This is a genomic window from Pseudomonas sp. R84 (genome assembly GCF_009834515.1).
Taxonomy (GTDB): Bacteria; Pseudomonadota; Gammaproteobacteria; order Pseudomonadales; family Pseudomonadaceae; genus Aquipseudomonas.
Genome location: NZ_CP019426.1, coordinates 2,885,906 through 2,906,392, shown reverse-complemented (window position 1 = coordinate 2,906,392; position 20,487 = coordinate 2,885,906). Strand labels below are relative to the sequence as shown.

Annotated in this window: 16 protein-coding genes; 9 read left to right on the top strand and 7 right to left on the bottom strand. The window is 58.3% G+C overall.

Annotated elements, in window-relative coordinates:
- The first annotated feature begins 11 nt into the window (after positions 1 to 11).
- The 3 genes from PspR84_RS12855 to PspR84_RS12845 all read left to right on the top strand — a co-directional run bounded on the left by PspR84_RS12855 (position 12) and on the right by PspR84_RS12845 (position 3,878).
- A complete protein-coding gene (locus tag PspR84_RS12855) occupies positions 12 to 959 on the top strand; it encodes a dihydrodipicolinate synthase family protein (RefSeq protein WP_160057533.1) in 948 nt (315 codons plus the stop codon).
- Between the two features lie 71 nt (positions 960 to 1,030).
- Positions 1,031 to 2,623: an aldehyde dehydrogenase (NADP(+)) gene (locus PspR84_RS12850; RefSeq protein ID WP_160057532.1), complete on the top strand. Its 1,593-nt coding sequence runs from the start codon at positions 1,031 to 1,033 to the stop codon at positions 2,621 to 2,623.
- On the top strand, positions 2,613 to 3,878 hold the full coding sequence (locus PspR84_RS12845; protein ID WP_160057531.1) for an FAD-dependent oxidoreductase: 1,266 nt from the start codon (positions 2,613 to 2,615) through the stop codon (positions 3,876 to 3,878). The genes PspR84_RS12850 and PspR84_RS12845 overlap by 11 nt, the downstream gene beginning before the upstream one ends.
- 117 nt (positions 3,879 to 3,995) lie before the next feature.
- On the opposite strand, the gene PspR84_RS12840 is transcribed toward PspR84_RS12845, so the two are convergent.
- Positions 3,996 to 4,934: a LysR family transcriptional regulator gene (locus PspR84_RS12840; RefSeq protein WP_077572477.1), complete on the bottom strand. Its 939-nt coding sequence runs from the start codon at positions 4,932 to 4,934 to the stop codon at positions 3,996 to 3,998.
- Between the two features lie 120 nt (positions 4,935 to 5,054).
- Between PspR84_RS12840 and PspR84_RS12835 the strand changes: the two genes are divergently transcribed.
- Positions 5,055 to 5,981, top strand: a complete 927-nt coding sequence (locus PspR84_RS12835; RefSeq protein WP_174244446.1) for an alpha/beta hydrolase — start codon at positions 5,055 to 5,057, stop codon at positions 5,979 to 5,981.
- A gap of 110 nt (positions 5,982 to 6,091) precedes the next feature.
- Here the strand turns inward: PspR84_RS12835 and PspR84_RS12830 are convergent, their stop codons facing one another.
- Positions 6,092 to 7,018, bottom strand: a complete 927-nt coding sequence (locus PspR84_RS12830) for a Gfo/Idh/MocA family oxidoreductase (RefSeq protein WP_160057530.1) — start codon at positions 7,016 to 7,018, stop codon at positions 6,092 to 6,094.
- Between the two features lie 188 nt (positions 7,019 to 7,206).
- Between PspR84_RS12830 and PspR84_RS12825 the strand changes: the two genes are divergently transcribed.
- Both PspR84_RS12825 and PspR84_RS12820 read left to right on the top strand, forming a co-directional pair.
- Positions 7,207 to 8,256: an NAD(P)-dependent alcohol dehydrogenase gene (locus PspR84_RS12825; protein ID WP_160057529.1), complete on the top strand. Its 1,050-nt coding sequence runs from the start codon at positions 7,207 to 7,209 to the stop codon at positions 8,254 to 8,256.
- 123 nt (positions 8,257 to 8,379) lie between these two features.
- A complete protein-coding gene (locus PspR84_RS12820) occupies positions 8,380 to 9,075 on the top strand; it encodes a tRNA (adenine(22)-N(1))-methyltransferase TrmK (RefSeq protein ID WP_342794635.1) in 696 nt (231 codons plus the stop codon).
- A gap of 351 nt (positions 9,076 to 9,426) precedes the next feature.
- Here PspR84_RS12820 and PspR84_RS12815 read toward each other — a convergent pair whose 3' ends face one another.
- From PspR84_RS12815 to PspR84_RS12795, 5 genes are all read right to left on the bottom strand, one after another.
- On the bottom strand, positions 9,427 to 9,690 hold the full coding sequence (locus PspR84_RS12815) for a PAAR domain-containing protein (RefSeq protein ID WP_123376776.1): 264 nt from the start codon (positions 9,688 to 9,690) through the stop codon (positions 9,427 to 9,429).
- A gap of 92 nt (positions 9,691 to 9,782) precedes the next feature.
- The gene (locus PspR84_RS12810; RefSeq protein ID WP_116029673.1) at positions 9,783 to 10,124 is read right to left on the bottom strand and encodes a hypothetical protein; all 342 of its coding nucleotides are present in this window, start codon (positions 10,122 to 10,124) and stop codon (positions 9,783 to 9,785) included.
- Between the two features lie 3 nt (positions 10,125 to 10,127).
- A complete protein-coding gene (locus PspR84_RS12805; RefSeq protein WP_160057527.1) occupies positions 10,128 to 14,816 on the bottom strand; it encodes an RHS repeat-associated core domain-containing protein in 4,689 nt (1,562 codons plus the stop codon).
- Complete coding sequence (tssI, locus tag PspR84_RS12800) at positions 14,813 to 17,719, bottom strand: type VI secretion system tip protein TssI/VgrG (protein WP_160057526.1); 2,907 nt, start codon at positions 17,717 to 17,719, stop codon at positions 14,813 to 14,815. The genes PspR84_RS12805 and tssI overlap by 4 nt, the downstream gene beginning before the upstream one ends.
- Before the next feature lie 125 nt (positions 17,720 to 17,844).
- Positions 17,845 to 18,360: an Hcp family type VI secretion system effector gene (locus tag PspR84_RS12795; protein ID WP_008084998.1), complete on the bottom strand. Its 516-nt coding sequence runs from the start codon at positions 18,358 to 18,360 to the stop codon at positions 17,845 to 17,847.
- A 434-nt stretch (positions 18,361 to 18,794) separates the two neighbouring features.
- On the opposite strand from PspR84_RS12795, the gene PspR84_RS12790 reads away from it, so the two are divergent.
- The 3 genes from PspR84_RS12790 to PspR84_RS12780 are packed head-to-tail and all read left to right on the top strand — an operon-like array spanning position 18,795 to position 20,423.
- Complete coding sequence (locus tag PspR84_RS12790) at positions 18,795 to 19,010, top strand: 4-oxalocrotonate tautomerase family protein (RefSeq protein ID WP_016987787.1); 216 nt, start codon at positions 18,795 to 18,797, stop codon at positions 19,008 to 19,010.
- Positions 19,007 to 19,663 carry a DsbA family oxidoreductase gene (locus PspR84_RS12785; protein WP_160057525.1) on the top strand — a complete coding sequence of 219 codons (657 nt, stop codon included), beginning with the start codon at positions 19,007 to 19,009 and terminating at the stop codon, positions 19,661 to 19,663. The genes PspR84_RS12790 and PspR84_RS12785 overlap by 4 nt, the downstream gene beginning before the upstream one ends.
- Positions 19,664 to 19,712: 49 nt before the next feature.
- Positions 19,713 to 20,423 (top strand): SDR family NAD(P)-dependent oxidoreductase, encoded by a 711-nt coding sequence (locus tag PspR84_RS12780; protein WP_108225372.1) that lies wholly within the window; start codon positions 19,713 to 19,715, stop codon positions 20,421 to 20,423.
- Positions 20,424 to 20,487 lie beyond the last annotated feature (64 nt).

Here is a 20,487-nt window from a genome sequence, read left to right as displayed (position 1 = left end):
GAGTTAAAGCAATGAGCGACAACATCTTCACCGGTTGCATGCCGGCCCTGATGACCCCGTGCACCGCCCAACGCAAACCGGACTTCGACGCGTTGGTGGCCAAGGGTCGCGAGCTGATCGATGTCGGCATGAGCGCCGTGGTTTATTGCGGTTCGATGGGCGACTGGCCGTTGCTCACCGAGGCTGAACGGCAGGAAGGCGTGGCGCGTCTGGTCGCCGCCGGGATTCCAACCATTGTCGGAACCGGCGCAGTGAACTCGCGCGAAGCGGTTGCCCATGCGGCGCACGCGGCGAAAGTTGGCGCGCAGGGTTTAATGGTGATTCCACGCGTACTGTCCCGTGGTGCTTCGCCGGCCGCGCAAAAAGCCCACTTCGCCGCGATTCTGCAAGCCGCGCCGAACCTGCCGGCAGTGATCTACAACAGCCCCTACTACGGCTTCGCCACCCGCGCCGACCTGTTCTTCGAACTGCGCCGCGAGCACCCGAACCTGATCGGCTTCAAGGAGTTTGGCGGTGGCGCCGACCTGCGTTACGCCGCCGAAAACATCACCTCCAAAGATGAAGACGTGACCCTGATGGTCGGCGTCGACACCCAAGTGGTGCACGGTTTCGTCAACTGCAACGCCACCGGCGCGATCACCGGTATCGGCAACGCGCTGCCCCGCGAGGTGCTGCAACTGGTCGCGCTGAGCAAGCAAGCGGCCAAGGGTGATGCCAAAGCCCGTCGTCAGGCGCGGGAGCTGGAATCGGCGCTGGCCGTGTTGTCGTCGTTCGATGAAGGCTGCGACCTGGTGCTGTATTACAAACACCTGATGGTGCTCAACGGCGACAAGGAATACACCCTGCACTTCAACGAAACCGATGCGTTGAGCGATTCGCAGCGGCGTTATGCCGAGAAGCAGTACTCGCTGTTCCGTCACTGGTACGAGAACTGGTCGGCGGAACAGAGCTTCGCCTGACACTTCAGCCTCACCTGCCGCGATGCGTAGTGCTACGCGGCAGGCATTTCCCTTTTCATCAGGAAGACACCATGACTCTGACGGGCCACATGCTGATCGGACAGCACTCGGTTGCGGGCAATCGCGCCGCCATTCGCGGGATCAATCCGGCCACCGATGAAGCGCTGCAACCAGCGTATGCCGGTGGATCGGCCGAGCATGTCGAACAGGCCTGTGCTCTGGCTTGGGCAGCGTTCGATGTTTATCGCGAAACTACCCTGAATGTCCGCGCCGAATTTATCGAAAGCATTGCCAAGGAAATCGAAGCCCTCGGCGATGAACTGATCGAGCGTGCCCACACCGAAACCGGCCTGCCGCGTGCGCGTTTATTGGGCGAACGCGGGCGCACTTGCCAACAATTAAGAATGTTCGCCCGCACGGTCCGCGCTGGTGAGTGGCTGGATGTGCGCGTCGATAGCGCGCAACCGCAGCGCCAACCACTGCCGCGCGCGGATCTGCGTCAACGGCAGATTGCACTGGGGCCGGTCGCGGTGTTCGGCGCGAGCAATTTCCCGCTGGCGTTCTCCGTGGCCGGCGGTGACACCGCATCGGCGCTGGCCGCCGGTTGCCCGGTGATCGTCAAAGCGCACAGTGCGCATCCCGGCACCAGCGAACTGGTCGGCCGCGCAGTCGCTCGGGCGGTAAAAACCTGTGGTTTGCCGGAAGGCGTGTTCTCGTTGCTGTACGGTTCCGGCCGCGAAGTGGGCATTGCGCTGGTCACTGATCCACGGATCAAAGCAGTGGGTTTCACCGGCTCGCGCAGCGGCGGTCTGGCATTGATTCAAGCGGCGCAAGCACGGCCCGAGCCGATTCCGGTATACGCGGAAATGAGTTCGATCAATCCGGTGCTGCTGTTTCCTGCGGCGCTGGAGAATCGCACGCAGGCGTTGGCTGAAGGGTTTGTGGCGTCGCTGACGCTGGGCGCGGGCCAGTTCTGCACTAATCCGGGCTTGGTGATTGCCTTGAAAGAACCGGCGCTGGACAGATTCATTGGCGCCACCACCGAAATTATTCAACGCAGTCCGGCGCAAACGATGCTCACACAGGGCATCTTCAGTGCTTACGAATCTGCCGTGAATGCGCTGGCCGAGAATGCCAGTGCGAACATCGCGGGTGTTGGTCTAAGCGGCAACGGCCCGAATCAATGTCAGGCCCGTGTATTCGTGACCGAAGCCGCCGACTTTCTCGCCGATCACCGCCTGCAAGCTGAAGCCTTCGGTGCAGCTGCATTAATTGTGCAATGCGAAAGTGAAACTGAAATCCGCCAGGTCACCGAACATCTGGAGGGCCAGTTGACCGCGACATTGCATCTGGATGAGCAAGATCTGGAACAGGCACGCGACCTGCTGCCGACACTGGAACGCAAGGCCGGTCGGTTGCTGGTCAACGGCTGGCCCACCGGCGTCGAGGTGTGTGACGCAATGGTGCATGGCGGGCCGTTCCCGGCCACATCCGATGCGCGCACTACATCCGTCGGTACAGCGGCGATCCTGCGTTTTCTGCGTCCGGTCTGCTATCAGGACTTCCCGGAGAACTTGCTGCCTGAAGCGTTGAAACATGACAACCCGCTGCAATTGCGACGTCTGCTCGATGGGCAAAGGGAAGCGCAGTACCATGACCAATAACGTCTCCCGCGACATTGCTGTGGTCGGCGCCGGCATCATCGGCGTCGCCTGCGCACTGCGTCTGGCGCGCCAGGGATTGCGTGTGGTGGTGATTGATCAGCAGCCACCCGGCCACGGCGCCTCGTTCGGCAACGCCGGGCATCTGGCGACCGAGCAGGTGTTTCCAATTGCCGACGCGTCCATCCTCAAGCGCCTGCCAGCCATGCTGCTGGATCCGATGGGGCCATTGCGGCTGGACTGGAAATACCTGCCGCGCGCCTTGCCGTGGTTTACCCGGCTGTTGCTGAATCTGCGCCCGGCGCCTTTTCAGAATACCGTAGCAGGCTTGCGCGCCCTGAATGAAAGCAGTCTGGAGGCCTGGCAGCGCTTGCTCGCCGACATCCAGCGGCCGGACCTGCTGAAGATCGATGGATCGTTACTGGTATTCGAGCGCCCCGAATCGCGTCAGACCATCCAGGCATTACAGGCCCGGATGCATCAGCAGCAAGTGCCGGTCGACCTCTGGCAGGCCGGCGCCATACGCGACACCGCGCCGCAACTCAGCGAACAGATTCAGGGCGGCTTGTTCTTTCCGCGCACCGGGCACTTCATCGACCCGTATCGCGTGGTGTGTGAATTGGTCGAAGCGGCCAAGGCCAGCGGCGTGAGCTTCGTACAGCAGCAGGTTCAGGGTGGCTATGTGCAAGAGCACGGGGTGACGCTGACCACCGGCAATGGCGGTCTGACTGCACGCCGCGTGCTGATCGCCTGTGGCGCACATTCGGCGAAACTCACCGCCGCCCTCGCCGGCAAAAAAGTACCGCTGGACACCGAGCGCGGGTATCACCTGATGCTGCCTCAGGAACACGACCGACTGCCCTTCCCCGTGACCTCGCTGGAACGCAAGTTCATCATGACGCCGATGTCCGAAGGGTTGCGCCTGGCCGGCACCGTTGAGTTCGCCGGGCTGGAAAAGCCACCGAGCATGGAACGCGCGTGGCAGTTGCATCGGTTGAGTCAGGGCTTGTTTCGCCAGGATCTGAGTGCTGAAGCGGCGACGCCGTGGATGGGTTTTCGACCGTCGTTACCGGATTCGTTGCCGGTGATTGATCGGGTCTGTGGAGGTAAGGTGTTGCTTGCTTTTGGGCATCAGCATCTGGGGCTGACACAGGCGGCGGTGACAGCGGAGATGGTGGTGCGGATGGCTCGGCCAGCAACGACGCATCAGGTGACTGATCTGACGGCAGATGAACGCTTCAGACTCGATCGTTTCTGAACGGCGGGTGCCGATGCGATTGAGCGTCTGCCCTCAAGTGATCGGTTGTAACGCTTCTATCAGCGCTCCTGACAACATTGCAACTAGCCGTTCCGCCGGGAGCATCAGCTCCCCTTTTCATACAGCGCCAATATCATCAACCAGACATTGTTCCCACGGCGGACAAGGAGACCACGCGTCTAAAAGCTTATCGATGAACAGGCGGATCTTGGGCGAAAGATGTCGTTTGCTGGGATAGATGATCCGGATGGGTTCTGCGGCCTCAGCGTATTCTTCGAGCAGTTGAACAAGCTTGCCGCTGCGTAGTTGGTGGCTCACTACGTACGACGGCAGTGTCGCAATACCCAAGCCCGCCATCGCGCACTCATGCAGCGCTTCCGCGCTGTCCATCTGTAGCCGCCCACCTTGAGTAAAGGCAACCGCTTGGCCGTCTACTCGAAAATTCCATGGAAGTAATCGTCCCCCGCTGACGAAATGCAGACATTCGTGCGTGGACAGTTCTTCGGGCGTTTGTGGCCGTGGATGCTCAGCCAGATAGTGGGGTGAAGCACAGGTGATCATTTGCTGGTACGCCACCGTGCGCGTCAGCAATCGAGAATCCTCTTTGGGCGGGCCAATTCGCATGGCCAGATCAAACCCCTCATCAATGAGGTCTACCAGTCGGTCGGAAAACGTAACGTCGACACTTAGCGAAGGCCAGTCCTTCAGACAGCATTCGATATGAGGGAGAACGTGAAGCCTACCCAGCGCAACCGGCAGACTCATACGCAATCGCCCACTGGGTGTCGAGCGACGAAACGCCAGTGCATCTTCGACATCGTCAAGATCTTGAAGGATGCCAACGCAGCGCTCGTAGAGAACCTGACCGTCGTCCGTCAGGCTCAGACTGCGGGTTGTGCGGTTGAGTAACCGCACTTGCAATCGAGCTTCCAGCCTGACAATCGATTTACCCACTGCCGAACGAGTGAGACCTAATTGCTTGGCAGCTGCGGTAAAGCTTCCGGCATTTACAGAACTCACAAAAGCCGCGATGTCGTTCAGGTTATGAATTTCCATACTTCCTCACTCGCTCAACGTTCGGGCGCCACGGCACTCGCTATGGGGAACCCTATTCCCCAATCAAGAGAATAGTATCTCAATTAGCTAATCCAATGCCCTCCTTCAATCGAGATCACTATGAATACGAAAGTAAAAGCAGCCGTTCAAACCTGGGCCAACAGCCTGAGCGATTTGGTACCTGTCCTCAAAGGCATTGATACCACCACGAAAATGAGCGATATCCGCGACGCCTACGCAGGAATGCTCGCGCTAAATCCAGCGCCCACCGGCGTCAGGTTCGAAGCAGTCGACATGGGCGGTGTTCCAGGAACCCTGGTGACACCCGATGAAGTCAAGACCGACGCAGTTGTGATGTACATCCATGGCGGGGCTTACATTGTCGGCCGTCCAGATGGCTACCATGGCATTGGTGGCAACTACGCGAAAATGCTGGGCGCTCGTGTATACATGCCTGACTACCGCCTGGCCCCGGAGCACAAATTCCCCGCCTCCATCGACGATACCCTGCGCGCCTACGAGTGGTTGCTTGAGCAGAAAATCCCGGCTGAAAAAATCGCGTTTTCCGGCGAGTCGGCTGGCGGCGCAATGGTTGTAAGCGTGATGGTGGCTGCCAAATCCAAAGGGCTTGCGTTACCTGCGGTGGGTTCTTCGATCTCGCCTTGGGCAAACCTCGAACACACCGGCGCCTCTATGAGCAACCGTGAGGGCCTGGACCCGCTGAATTCCAAGCCTGTTCTGGATATTCTTGCCAGAACATTCCTTGGCGAGACACTGGCCAACCATCCTCTGGCATCGCCGGTTTTCGCGGACGTCACTGGACTCCCACCCATTCTGGTACAGATTGGCGAGAACGAGCTGATGCTGAGTGACGCGATGCGGCTTGCCACCCATCTGGCGGACAACCGTGTCCGGGTCAATCTCGAGGTATGGCCTGCCATGTTCCACGCCTGGCACTTCTACTCTGCCATGCTGCCAGAAGGTCAACAGGCAATGGAGAGCTCAGTACGTTTCATTGAGGCGGGTCTGGCCGAAGCCAGTCGCTGAGTAAAATTCAAACGGCGGGAGCTTTTCAGTTCCCGCCGTTCTGCCTTCAATAGAGCGTCGGCAAGGCAAAAAAAGTAAAGAGCGATTGACCGGTTACGTTGCCCGCCGCTCTAATCGTAAAACGCCTCAACGGACACTCGGCTGCCGACAAAGAAACTATCCGCCACCAAGCGCAACGGCTGCACATCCAGGTCACTTGCCTTGTCGCCAATCAACTGCTGAAAATGCCGATACACCGCTGCGTACTCACCCTCCTCCGACACCGCTTGGCGCACACCGTCAATGCTCAACAGCGCACCACCGTTATCCAGGCGCAACACGCCTTCAGCGCAACGCACCTCGATACTCCACAGCTCATCATGGCCATGGTCGAAGTCGAACTCCGCACGCACATCGAGTTGATGCGCATCAGCCATTTTGATCGACGCAGCAATCGGCGATTGGCAGTTGCTCGGTACACGCAGTTCGGCCGATTCGACAAACAGCGGCAGCTTCAGCAGATGGGTGACGATCGACAAGGCATTGATGCCCGGATCGAATACGCCGAGGCCGCCGGGTTGCCAGATCCAGGTCTGCCCGGGGTGCCATTTGCGCACGTCTTCTTTCCAGTCGATCTGCACGCTTTGCAGCGTGCGCGAGGCGAGCCAGTCGCGCGCGGCTTCGATACCGGGCGCATAGCGTGAATGCCAGGCAAACAAGGCGCTGACGCCCTGCTCTGCTGCCTGATCAACCAAGGCCAATGCCTCACCCAAAGTGGCACACGGTGGTTTTTCCACCAACACGTGTTTGCCGGCGGCCAGCGCTTGCTGCACCAGCGCAAAACGACCTTGCGGCGGCGTGCAGAAGGCAATCGCGTCAACCTGCGGGCCGTTTTCCAGCAGCTCGCTCAGCGAACGGAAATTTTCGACTCCGGGGCAAGGCTGGCCCTGGGTGGCGACGGAGACCAACTGGAAAGCGGGATTGGCGAGGATTGCCGGGACGTGTTGATCCTGGGCGATCTTGCCGTAGCCCACCAGACCGAGACGGATTGGTTGCATCAATGACTCCTGTTTTGATTTTGTTGTCGTCAGTGAATCGGGAGATTACCTGCAAACGCCACGAGCGTCTGTCCGCGCAATGTCACAACAACGCACAGGATCAGGCAAGGATTGCACAGGAATGCACTAGTGCCCGCAGCGCTGAAGCAGAAACAATGCCTTACGACAAACCGATCGAGGATGTTCCCATGCTTGTACAAGCCTACGGCGCCCACGCGGGCGACAAACCCCTTGAGCCGATGCAGATCAACCGCCGCGCGCCGGCCGCCCATGATGTGCAGATCGACATTGCGTTCTGTGGCATCTGCCATTCCGACCTGCACCAGGTGCGCGCCGAATGGGCCGGCACGCAATTCCCGTGCGTACCGGGGCACGAAATCGTCGGTCGCGTGTCGGCCGTCGGCGCACATGTGTCGGACTACAAGGTCGGTGATCTGGTCGGCGTCGGTTGCATCGTCGACAGCTGCAAACATTGCGATGATTGCGAAAGCGGCCTGGAAAACTACTGCGACGGCATGATCGGCACCTACAACTTCCCGACCCCGGACGCACCGGGCTGGACGCTGGGCGGTTATTCGCAAAACATCGTCGTGCATGAACGCTACGTCCTGCGTATTCGCCATCCCGAAGCGCAACTGGCCGCCGTCGCGCCGCTGCTGTGTGCTGGCATCACCACTTACTCGCCGCTACGTCACTGGAACGCCGGCCCAGGCAAGAAAGTCGGCGTGGTCGGCATCGGTGGCCTTGGCCACATGGGCATCAAACTGGCCCACGCCTTGGGCGCCCACGTGGTGGCGTTCACCACCTCTGAATCCAAACGCGAAGCGGCCAAAGCGCTGGGCGCCGATGAAGTGGTGGTTTCGCGCAACGCCGAAGAAATGGCCGCACACACCAAGAGTTTCGACCTGATCCTCAACACCGTCGCCGCGCCGCACGATCTCGATGCATTCCTCGTGCTGCTCAAGCGTGATGGTGCCTTGACCCTGGTCGGTGCCCCGGCCACCTCGCACCCGTCGCCGAACGTGTTCAACCTGATCATGAAGCGTCGCACAATTGCCGGTTCGATGATCGGCGGCATCCCTGAGACTCAGGAAATGCTCGACTTCTGCGCCGAGCACGGCATCGTCTCCGACATCGAACTGATCCGCGCCGACCAGATCAACGACGCCTACGAGCGCATGCTCCAGGGCGATGTGAAATATCGTTTTGTGATCGACAACGCAACGTTGGCCGGCTAAACCTCAGCGCCCATTGGCCATTAAGCGCGGCCAATGGGCCATTGAATTCCGTCGCCGGGATTTGACAGGCCCGACGTTGCTCGCCAGAGTTGCACCCCTTTGCCTGCCATCAAGGGGTTGCCGTTGAACGAACAGACATTGTCCATGCGCCTCGAGCGGGTGGCTGCCCACGTACCTGCCGGTGCGCGACTGGCGGATATCGGCTCGGATCACGGCTATCTGCCGGTGGCGCTGATGCGTCGTGGTTTGATCAGCGCGGCCGTGGCTGGCGAGGTTGCGGCGACGCCGTTCCACGCGGCTGAACGCACTGTGCGCGAAAACGATTTGCAGCAGCACATCTGTGTGCGCAGGGCCGATGGTCTGGCAGCAATCAAACTTGACGACGGCATCACCGCCGTCAGCGTCTGCGGCATGGGCGGTGAAACCATCCGCGACATCCTCGACAGCGGCAAGGCTCACCTCAACGGCCAGGAACGTCTGATCCTGCAACCCAACGGCGGTGAACAACCTTTGCGCCAGTGGCTGATGGAAAACGGCTACCGCATCCTCAGTGAAGAAGTGCTGCGGGAAAACCGCTTCGACTACGAAATCATCGTCGCCGAACGCGCCGAACCGGTGAGCTATTCCGACCAGGAACTGTACTTCGGCCCGCTACAGATGCAGGCACGCAGGCCAGAGTTTCTGGCCAAGTGGCAACGCATACTGAACGAAAAGCAAAAGACCCTCGGTCAGTTCGCCCGGGCGCAGCAGGCTTTGCCCGAGGCGAAGGTACGAGAGATCACGCGACAGGCTGAATGGATCGCGCAGTTGCTGGCTTGAGAAGCCGTGGCCGGCAGGTGCGCATGCGCCAATTCCGCGGGCAAGCTCGCTTCCAGATTCTGGTATTGACCTCACGTCAACACTTCGCCCTTTCGTCCCTGGGCTTTGCTTTTGTCACCGTCACACTTGAACGGGAGTCCAAGTGTGACGGTGACGTGATGCTGCCCTCCCTTGAATTACAGTTGAGGGATAACGTTGTAAATCTCTGGCGGAGAGAGTTCTGAGTTCGCTTGAAAACCCTGACGTCATTGCCTTCCTCCGCAGCCGCTACCGCCCACTGCATTCAAATTACATTTCTTCACTAAGGTCAAACGCCACGCCGCTGGCTCTCCGTCAGCGGCATTACAGCACTCAGCTGACGACCGCACCCTTCGGGCCACTGGCAATCAGCGCAGCGCCACAGGCGGTTTTCATGCCATCGAGCGCGATGGGCGTGCCATCGACGGTGTAGGTGCTGCTGCCCTCGGCAATCGGGAATATCCCTTTGCACAACGGGCAACTGACGTTGTGCCCGACCCCGGCAATGGGTTTGCCGTTGAGGTCAGTCTGCGAGAAGGCTTCGAGGACCTTGCCACCGTGAGTGGTGGAGTCGCCCAAGCGAATGGCGTCTTTCATGTTGTCACTCCTTTGACCAAGCCGCTGATATTCCAATTGATCCACGGGATCAATCAAACGCGAAACCGGTGGTGAACCGGCTTCAACACTCCTTACTCAGCCATCCAGACATCTTCATAGCCGGCTGTATCGATGATGAATTTTGCGCCAGTGGGCAGACAAAGATAATTCACAACCTGAGGCAACATTTCACTCAGGTGGTGAACATGGACAGGCTTGTAGAAGTCATCCGCGTCAGAGAACTCACCACAGTGAATAAACCAGCTGATATTGCCGTCTTCCGGCAATTGAACTCTTGTGCCATAAATCGGCGACTTGCCAAGCGAGTCAATAGCGATCGCGACCATCTCTTCGGGCGGTTGCACAGGCATTCCATACTTGCTACAGATTTCTGTTTGCGCCTGGTCCGGATAAACAGCGTCAGCCTTTTGCATAAATCAGATTCCCAGCTTGGTTTTCATACATTTTGAATACGATGATGCATGCCCACCCTGTTTTTTTGAGCAGACGGGGCAGTGTGACTGCACAGCCAACAACGAGGACTGATGCGTCACATCGTTAGTGCCCGTTCGATAATACTCCACCACCAAGGCATCTTTGTGATCAGCAACCATTTTAGGCGCCACGGTTCCACACACCACACAAGGTAGGCCCTGTACCGAGGCGGTTTGCGCCGTAGTAGGCCCACACGCCGAACTTCGAGCGTAAGGCTTTGTAATGCCAGGTTTTGGAGCAAATTGACTCTTGTCGGGAATACCCAGATTGTTCATCGGAACGGTTTTCCCCGTACCGTCTGGGGTATTCGTCAAGCCTAGAGGGTCAATCCAGCCTGTGGGGTTAGGCGCGTAAGCGTAGGTGTTCAAACCACCTGCATAACCTACCGGGTCCTTGCTTATGAATCGACCGACACCAGGGTCATAGTAGCGATGGCGGTTGTAATGCAGGCCGGTCTCGACATCGTGGTACTGCCCCTGGAAACGTATCGGGTTGGCCAACCCCAACTGCTGTGCTCGAGCGGAACGTTGCTCACGAACCTCTCCCCATGCCTTGTAGTGAGCACTCCAGGCAATCTCACCGTTCTCATCAGTGAGTTCTAATGGTGTCCCCATACGATCGCACTGGTACCAGGCAATCGCATCGAAACTTTGTACAGTCGGTTGGTGATTCCACAAGGGATCGTCGTCGAGCGTGTAGTCGCCAACATAATCGGGCAGTCCTGACAGTTGTATCGAGCCGTTGGAAACAGCCTGGGCTACCGGAATGTAAGTGCCTGGCTCAAAAACGTAATGAACCGTTCTCCCCGTTCCGTCATCTGCTTGAGCAGGACTGCTTTCCCACGCCAGGTTATCTCCGTCCCAGCCAAATAACGTAAAACCGCAGCCTAACTCTCTTTGTTTACGAGCATGTTCGTTGTGATTCCACTGAGACCCTGCCTCTGGACGCTCCTTGTAGTGAGCATTGGAGTTTTTGTACAGGCGCCGGCCCAACGCGTCATAAGCGAAATCGACACTCAAACGTGCATCGTCGAAATTCACCATTCGATCAAACAGATCCCAGCGCATACGGCTGTAACTTCCGTTGTGCCATCGCTGGATAAGATTGCCACGCTCGTCGTACTCATAGTGAGTACCGGCGTATTCACGCAGGAGGTTATCGAGCAACTTGCTGCGCGGCGTGTCCTGATCAAGCGGTCTTCGAACCTGCGTAACCGCGTCATCCAACAGATTACTGGCCGGATCGAATGCAAATGTTTCGGTGCCCAGTCGGCTGACGGCACTGATGAGACGGCCAACCGGGTCGTAGCGGTACGCCAATGGGCCCCGTCGAGTGTCGTTAATCTCGGTCAACTGGCCCACTGCATCGTACTTATACTCGCGCTTGAGTAGAGTCGATTTGTCGTCAGAGTGCCCCAGCAGTTGCTCCTGAAGCCGCCCAGCCGGGTCCCACTTCTGGGTTTGTAGTAGCCGATTACCTTGATGGCGTGCCACTTCACGGTGCAGATCGTCGCGCTCGTATGCAATCAGATCATGATCGTCCAGTCGTAACCCCAGAAGGTGGCCACTTCCGTAGGTCAACCAGCTCACCTTGTGCCCGTCTGGGCGAACCGTCGCTATGCGTAGATTGAGAACGTCGTATTCATGTTTCCAGACAGCGACAAGAGGCTTGTCGAGATCCAGATAGTGCTGGTGTTCACGAATAAGATTGCCGGCAGGATCATGAAACCAGTTCAGGCGACTGTTGCCGTTGCTAGCCATGACCAGACGACCATTTCCGTCATAGGCATACGCTTCACTTTGAGACTCACCGCCCAGATTTGCATGACGATCAGTCAGGCGCCCCATGGAGTCGAAGTTGAACTTGATGACACGCTGGCCATTGAACTTGCTATCCAGGCGCCCGGTTTCAGGATTGTATTGATAGCGAGTCGTGCGTCCGTCGAACCCCCTCTCCTCCAACAAGCGGCCAAGCGGATCGTAGTGAAAGTGGGCGCGTTGTTCGTTCTCGTTCTCCAAGGCAACCAGACGACCCAAACGGTCCCAGCTGTAACGCAGGCTCTGCTCGGCGGCATCTACACGCTCACTGACGAACCCGGCCGCGGTATAACTCCAAGTCGTGCATTGCCCCAATGCATCAACGTGCGCCAGCAGTCGCCCCTCTGCGTCCCGCTCAAAACGCTCTTCCGTTTTGTCAGGATGTTTGATCAGCACCAGCTGACCATTTCTGTATTCGTATTCAGTGCTTTGTCCGGCGGCGTCAGTGAAGCAGATCATCTGGCCACGCGCATCGTACGCCCATGCGCTGGCCTTGCCAGAACAGTCAACGTACTTGGTCAGTTGGCCGGCCTCGTTGTATTCGATCGCTTTTTCATTGCCGTTGGCATCTTTGATGGCAATTGGCAGGCCGGCCTTGTTATAGGCGTACTCCGTCTTGTTGCCTAAAGGATCTATCGCCTCAACAAGGTTGCCGCGGTCGTCATACCCTCTTTGCCACTGACCACCTTCTGCGTCACTGATTTTGATCAGTTGATCATGGTCGTCAAACGCGTAGTACTCGACGCTGTCATCCGGGCGGATGTGTTCAACCATGTTCCCGCGGGCGTCGTAGCTGAAGCGATCGGTACTTCCATCTGTATGAACATGACGAACCAGATTTTTGGCGTCGTCACGAAAGAACCATTCAGAGCGCTCATCCGGATGACGGATGCGATAGGTATAGCCAAGGATGTCGTAGTAATGCCAGGTCTCGTTGCCATACGCGTCCGTCACATAGGTCAAACGAATATTGTCATCCCACTCAAGACGCGTATCGAAGCTGCCATCGTCCGCCCATTCCCGAATAGCCTTTGCGTCGGCGCCACGCCCCTGCCATTCGATGTTCATGCCCCGGGCGGTTCGATCGGTATAGCGAGTGATCAAGTGATGCTCGTACTGATACGACCAAGCGGCTCCATTTTCATCCTGGGCCAGAATCAGATTGCCGAAGGTGTCGTATTGATAACTGCACAGTTGACGCTGAGGCACGCCATCCTTGATCTCCCACAAACCGGTGAGACGTCCGTGATCATCAATTAACGTGCCCAGATGCGAAAGCACTTGAGTGACTTCGTCCTGATAAGTCATCAAGTCCGACAGGATCGATTCGTCACCGTGACGATGCTCGTAATGAAGCATGATCCCGGCACCGTTACGAAGTACAACGCCAGCCAACAGATAGCGCCGACCATGACGGACGTAGGTTTCCTTGCGCTCAAAGCCGTGGCATAACAGCAACTGATCTTCTCTGCTGCGGATCAGCGTGACGTTCTCTATAGGGTCATAGTGAAAAAGTCCGACCTTGGGGAGTGGGTAGTCGTGGCTTCTGCCATCGGAGCCAAAAAAGACCAGACCCTCTTCTCGGCAATCGAAGCGTGTGCTCAGTTCGGTTACCCAGCGTGCACCCAATGAGCCTTGGTCATAGGCATCCAGTCGAGAGTTATAGGTTCTCGACCACTCGATTGGAAAGGCACCGGGCAGACTGAAGTCGATATGACGAAGTAGCTCTGAGCCCAGCGAAAAACTAATACTGTGGCAGGTCCCCGTACAAGCGACGTTCTTGTTTGGATTGGCTGCACCTTTGGCCGGTGCTTGATGACTGGAGGCCTCTAATCGACCTTCCCCGGCCTTGCGTTGTGCCTTGCTAGTCGCATTGGGTTTGACGCTCGCGCTCTGACCATGCCCACGGCGCTTGCGCCACGTCAAAACAGCACCGCTGAGCATTTGCAATAACCAGCCGATCGAATGACGTGTACCTGGATCCCCCAACTTGCTCAGTTGGGTTTTTATCTCAGGCCCCATAGCTCGCAAGGTTCCGGTATGCGTCAACACCAGCTTCTTGGCTTGATCCGGAAGCAGATTCCTGGCTGCACTGTTGGCGACACCCTTACCTACTGCTTTGTAAGCACTGAAGGCGGCACCAAAAATGTTCCCGATGGCCGCTTTAGGATCACTGAGCAGTTGATTGCCCGCCGTGGTGATTTTCTGACTGGCCGCGCGTGCATCGCCTTTCGCGTCAAGCTTGCCGTTGACGACGGCCTCAAGCCCTTTGGCAATTTCGCTGACCGCGCTTTCGCCCAGTTTTCCAGCGTCAGCGAGTATCCCGGAAAGCTTTCCTTGGGCTTGTTTGACGAAGTCATCAATCGTGCCGACGATGGTTGCATTCAAATGACCGACCAATACTTCAATCATTGAATCGCCCAACAGCATTTTGACGCTGTTGCGCAGTTCCTGACGAACAAGAAACAGGGTCGGACGCAAGCTCATGCGCGCTGCAGCCATCGTGGGAGGCGCGGGCAAGACACCAATCAGGTTGATGCCCAGGCTCACCCAGTCGAGCAGTTCGCGCTGCTTGCTTTTGGTGAGGGTCACGATATCGCCAAGCGCATCAACCAGCGCCATGATGTTGCCGACAACAGGCAGGGCTCCAGCTACACCCTTGATACGATCCAGCGTAACCACATCGCCACTGATAGATCGCAGCCAGGCATCAAATCGAGCCGCACCGCGCCCGACATCCTGCACATCCAGAGTGTTCAACGGTACAACGGCGACCTGTGGTTCACGTTTTTGCGCACCGGCTGCTTCAGTCATGACAGTACTTCTCCGGTCAGGAGGCTTGGAGTTTTAACAACAGATTTCGAAATCGTCGGCGCTGGCAGACTCGGCAATTTGCCCGCCTTGCTCGCCGCTCCAAGAAGACCCGAAGCACTCGGCAACGCCGCACTCGCCAGCTTCGGCAACCCGGCCACCCCGCCCTGCACCACACCTTTCACTTGCTGCGCTGTTTGCATCGCGCCTTGCGCCGTCTGCATCACACTCATCCCTGTTTGCGCCATGTCCTTGCCCTTCTCCAACATCTCCCAACTCTTGCTCGGCAACACCTGCGCGACCATCGCCTGCACCTGACTCGGTACTTCTTCGGCCCCCGGTGGATTCAACGGCCACTCCGGTTTGCCGATGTAACTGCCATCGCTCCAGGTATCCGCCGGATCCTTGCCGAACAGCACACGCGCAGGCCCCGGTGCAGCGCCGGCGACGCTGGCGAAACCCTTGCCGTCGAGCTTGCCCTTGATGCTTTTGCCCAGCGCATCGATGACTTCGTAATCGCCGTCCTTGATGCCTTGGCGCCCGGCGTATTGGTTGAACAATTCCAGATTGCCTTTGCCCGGCTTCGGCGGTTCCGGGAACACGCCGGCGAGACTTTTCGCGCCGGTGTAGGCGAAGTTCGCCGCGTGCGCGGTGTACGGGCCGCTGGTGGCGTGGGTGATGCCGCCGGCGTTGTAGGTGGTGGCGCTGCCGCCGCCCTGGATCACCAGTTCGGTCTTGGCGGTGATGGTGATGCGGTCGGCATTGGCGGTGATGTTGAGTTTGGCCAGCAGGTTGATGCTGTCCTTCAGCGCTCGTACGTCGATGTCGCCGGACGCGGCTACCAGACGCCAGCCCATGCTCTGCACGAACAGGCGCATGCCACGGCTGGCACTGGCGAGCAGGCGTTTGCCGATCGACAGGCTGGTGTGGCCGGTGCTGCTCAGCGCCAGGTGTTCGCCGGTGGCAATGTGGCTGGAGCGTGGCGTGGTCAGGGCGATGCCGGCCGGGCTGGCGAGGACCAGATGCGGTTCGGTGAATTCGGGGAATTCGTTGGCGGTGAGGTTCGCCGGACCGCTGCCGAGTACGCCTTGATGCTGGGCGTGCAACGCTTTGGCGACGTCGTCCTGATCGCCGGCTTCCTGGGCTTGCAGCTCTTTGGCTTGAACGGCGAATCCATCTTGCTGATCGCTGGCGGTGGCGAGGCGTTCAGCGGTTTCCGGCAGATCCTTGTGGTGCTTGGATTCGTTCGGACGCGGCTCAGTGGTGATGAGCAGACCGGCCGCCGCACGCACCGCACCGTGGCGGTCGGTTCTTAGCTCAAAACCTTCACCGCGCGGCTGACCACCGCTCGGGCGCGGATGGGTCAGATAGCCGAGGTTGATCGCACTCGCGCCGTGGTCGCTGCGCAACGCGATGCTGATCTCGCTGGTGGTATCGTCGATGCGCAGTTCGTTGGCGCGGCTGCCCTTGTATTCCTTGCTCTTGACCGTGGCCAGGGTCTTGAAATCCGGCAGTTTGTACGGCGGCAGATTGGCGCCGTGGTACAGGCAACCGGTGATCAGTGGTTGATCGGGGTCGCCCTCAAGGAAGGTGATCAACACCTCCATGCCGACCCGCGGAATGTTGATCGAACCAAAGGTTTCCGCGGCCCAACTCGACGCGACGCGCATCCAGCAACTGGTCATGTCGTCGTGTTTGCCTTCGCGGTCCCAGAAGAACTGGACTTTCACCCGGCCGTACTGGTCGCAGTAGATCTCTTCGCCTTCAGGGCCGCAGACCACCGCACTTTGCGTGCCGAGGACTTTCGGTTTCGGATGATCGAGCGGCGGACGATAAGGCACGTCCCACGGAATCGCGCTGAAGCGGTTGCGATAGCCCTGGTGGAAATCGTCCTTGTTGTCGGTGGTGTCGCTGGTCACCGACTCTTCCAGCACTTGCGGCTGTTTGCCTTCGTGGAAGATCTCGGTGAGCAGCCACAGGTCGTTCCACGTCGGGTTGGCGTGTTCGGTCAGGGCGAGGAAATGCCCGCTGACCAGGATCGGCTGATCGCTGTTGCCCTCGGCCAGTCGATAGTCGCTGCGATGGCGCTCCAGGGCCCGATTGGCCAGGTGTTTGCCGCGCTCGCGATCAACGAAACGGCCCGGGTAATCGTAGTCTTCGAGGTCTGGCTGGGCGCTGCTTTTGGCATCGCTTTCCAGCTCGATCTTCGGTTTGACGAAGTCGTAATCGCGGCGCGTGGTGCGACTGGTACGCGTGGCCAAACGCAGGCCGAAACGCTTGACCACCGGTTTGTCGGCGACCAGTCCGGAGTCCTGCTGATAGGCCACTGGCGCGAGTTTCGGGAACACTGTCTGGTCATCGCCGAAGGTCAGCTTATGCCCGCTGGACGTGTGCTGGAAGTGGTAGTGAATGCCCTCTTCTTCACACAGGCGCTGGATGAAATCCAGGTCGGACTCGTCGTACTGCACGCAGTAGATGCGCTCGGGGTAAATCGCGCTGAGTTGGAAGTGGTAATCGCTGGCGAGGATGCCGTGTTCTTCCAGCACTTGGCTGATGATCTGCTGCACGGTCATCTGCTGGAAAATGCGCTGGTTGACCCGGTGCGCGAGGTACGCCAGTTGCGGGCGCAGGGAAATCTTGTAACGCGTCAGGCGCTTGCCCGCCTCGCCCTGGGCGATGCTGTAGACCAGCCCGTGAATGCCAGTGCCGGTTGGCGACAGCTGAAGAAATGCCAGTTTGTGCAGCACGCTTTCGAGGTTGATCGAGGCCTTTTCGCTGACCAGTTCCAGCTCGAATTCGAATGGCGTGTTGAGGGCCTCACGACCGGTAAACGACAGCACCTGGAAATCGCTGTCGATGCCATCGACGGTCAGATTGAAATGAGGCTGGTTGGCCGGTGAGAACATCCCTTGTTCCTCGCGCAGTGCTGCAACACGCCTCAGGGTGCAAGAGCCTGAGGCGAAGAATTCCTTGATCGAACAGTGAACTCGACCAGTCAGACTGGTCGAGTCGGTATCACTATCAGCCGCGATTAAACGACCGGAGCACGCCAGTCATCGGAACCCGAAGTACCGGAGACTTCGTGGGTCCAGGTGATTTTACGGTAGGTGAACTGCACTTCTTCCAGATGGGTGAAGTGCGCGTTGCCTGGATCCTGGCAGTTGTGCATTTTGTTGTTGATGGCGACGATGATCGCGTCTTCCAGTTTGGTGGTGTAGTAGTGCTCTTGGGTGCCTTGCGCCGAAGTGCGGTACCACTGGATAACGATTTCGCTCATGCGCTCGCCGGAGGTCAGAGCCGCTTGCAGCAGAGGCGAAGCCTTGTCGTAGACCTTGGTGATGACCACTGGCTTGTGCACGCGCTGACCGGTTGGCTGACCGGATTGCGGGTCACGCGGGATGATCACGTCGTGGGTGAAAGCCTGCACCATGACCTGGTCTTCATGACCTTCCTGAAAGGTGTTGCCAACGGAGTCGGCGGTGAATGCGCCGGCAGTGATCAGACCTTGTTTTTCGCCAGTAACGGACATGTACGCTGGTGTTGCCATGGGGATGCTCTCCTTGCTTAAAACACACAACCGACAGGCACCATTGCCTGTCCGGGCAGGCTTGAGCTATCAAACTCCATGCCAGCTATCACAAAACCATTATTCTTCAACGCCTTAAACAAACAGCCCGTACGCCGACCTTTGAATAAACGAGATTAAACAAATAAAAGTGCGCAACTTTTTGCGCAGTGGTGTGCAAGAAGTTGCGCACTAGGCTGAAAGCCGCGGTTCATAAGGCCTGCACAGACTTTCCCGGATGAAAACAGGCCAGGTACTGCGCAACTTCTTGCGCACTTCACCGCACGCAGCCATTTGATACACCACATCACAAATGATGTACCTCAAGCCCCATTTATCAATTCCCGCCCTCCCCCTAAAGTCCTCTCCAACAGCCGCCCATCACTCCGACGGGCCAGCGACTGGAGATACCTCAAATGCCTTTCATCAGCGTACGTATCACCCGTGACGGCGTGACCCGGGAACAGAAAGCCCAGGTCATCAAGGAAATCACCGAAACGATGCAGCGGGTGCTGCACAAGGACCCGAAACTCACCCACATCGTGATCGAGGAAGTCGACACCGATAACTGGGGTTATGCCGGCATCACCACCACCGAGTATCGCCAACAGTTGGCGGATTCGCAGTCATGAGCCGGGCCGTGAAAATCGATTTCGTCTCGGATGTCGTTTGCCCCTGGTGCGCATTGGGCGCCACCGCTCTGGAGCAAGCGATCCGCAACCTGGCAGGCGAAGTCGACGTGGAGCTGACCTACAAACCGTTCGAACTGAACCCCGACATGCCCGCCGAAGGTGAGCACGCCATCGAGCACATGATGCGCAAATACGGGCGCAGCGCTGAGCAAGTGGCGGATCGCAACGCGATGATCATCGAACGCGGCGAGCAGATCGGTTTTCACTTCGACCTCGGAAAACGCAGCCATTTCCACAACACCTTCGACGCCCACCGACTGCTGTTCTGGGCCGCCACACAAGGACGTCAGCGTGAGTTGAAGCAGGCGCTGCTCAAGGCCTACTTCACTGACGGCAAGAACCCGAATGACCACGCCACCCTGGTGATGCTGGCAGGCACAGTCGGACTCGACAGCCAGCGTGCACAAGAGGTGCTGGCCAACGCTGAGTTCAGCCAACCAGTGCGCGAACTCGAACGGTTTTACCAGCAGCGCGGCATCGATTCGGTTCCGGCCATGGTCCTGGATGACAAACAGGTCATCCCCGGTTCCCAGTCCGTCGCTTATTACCAGCAAGCGTTACGTCAGGCAGCACAGGTTGCGGCTCACGCCTGACCTGCGAAATCCGTTTATTCAAACCATCCAGATTGCATGAGGAAACATCATGAACACGTCCAAAAAAGTTGTAGTGATCACTGGCGCCTCGCAAGGCATTGGCGCAGGTCTGGTCAAAGGATTCCGTGAACGCGGCTATCAGGTTGTCGCGACCTCGCGCTCGATCAAACCATCCACTGACCCGGACATTCTCGCCGTCGCCGGCGACATCGCCGACCCGCAAACCGCCGAGCGGGTGATCCGCGAAGCCGTTGCACGCTTCGGTCGTATCGACACGCTGGTCAATAACGCCGGGATATTCGTCGCCAAACCCTTCACCGAATACAGCAAAGAAGACTACGCACAGGTCGTGGCGACCAACATGAGCGGCTTCTTCCATATCTCGCAACTGGCAATTGCCGAAATGGAGAAAAACGCCAGCGGCCATATCGTCAGCGTCACCACCAGCCTGGTCGACCACGCGATTGACGGCGTACCGTCGGTGCTCGCTTCGCTGACCAAGGGTGGCATCAACGCGGCGACCAAGTCTCTGGCCATCGAGTACGCCAAGCGTGGTATTCGGGTCAACGCGGTATCGCCCGGCATCATCAAAACACCGATGCACGGCGAAGAAACTCACGCCGCCCTCGGCAGCCTGCACCCGGTCGGACATATGGGTGAGATCGATGACATCGTGCAGGCGATCCTCTACCTGGACGGCGCGAACTTCGTCACTGGCGAAATCCTCCATGTCGATGGTGGTCAAAGCGCTGGCCATTGATACCTCACCACGGCACTGCCGGTGTGTACCGGCGGTGCCGCTTCATGAGATAAACCTGAGAATG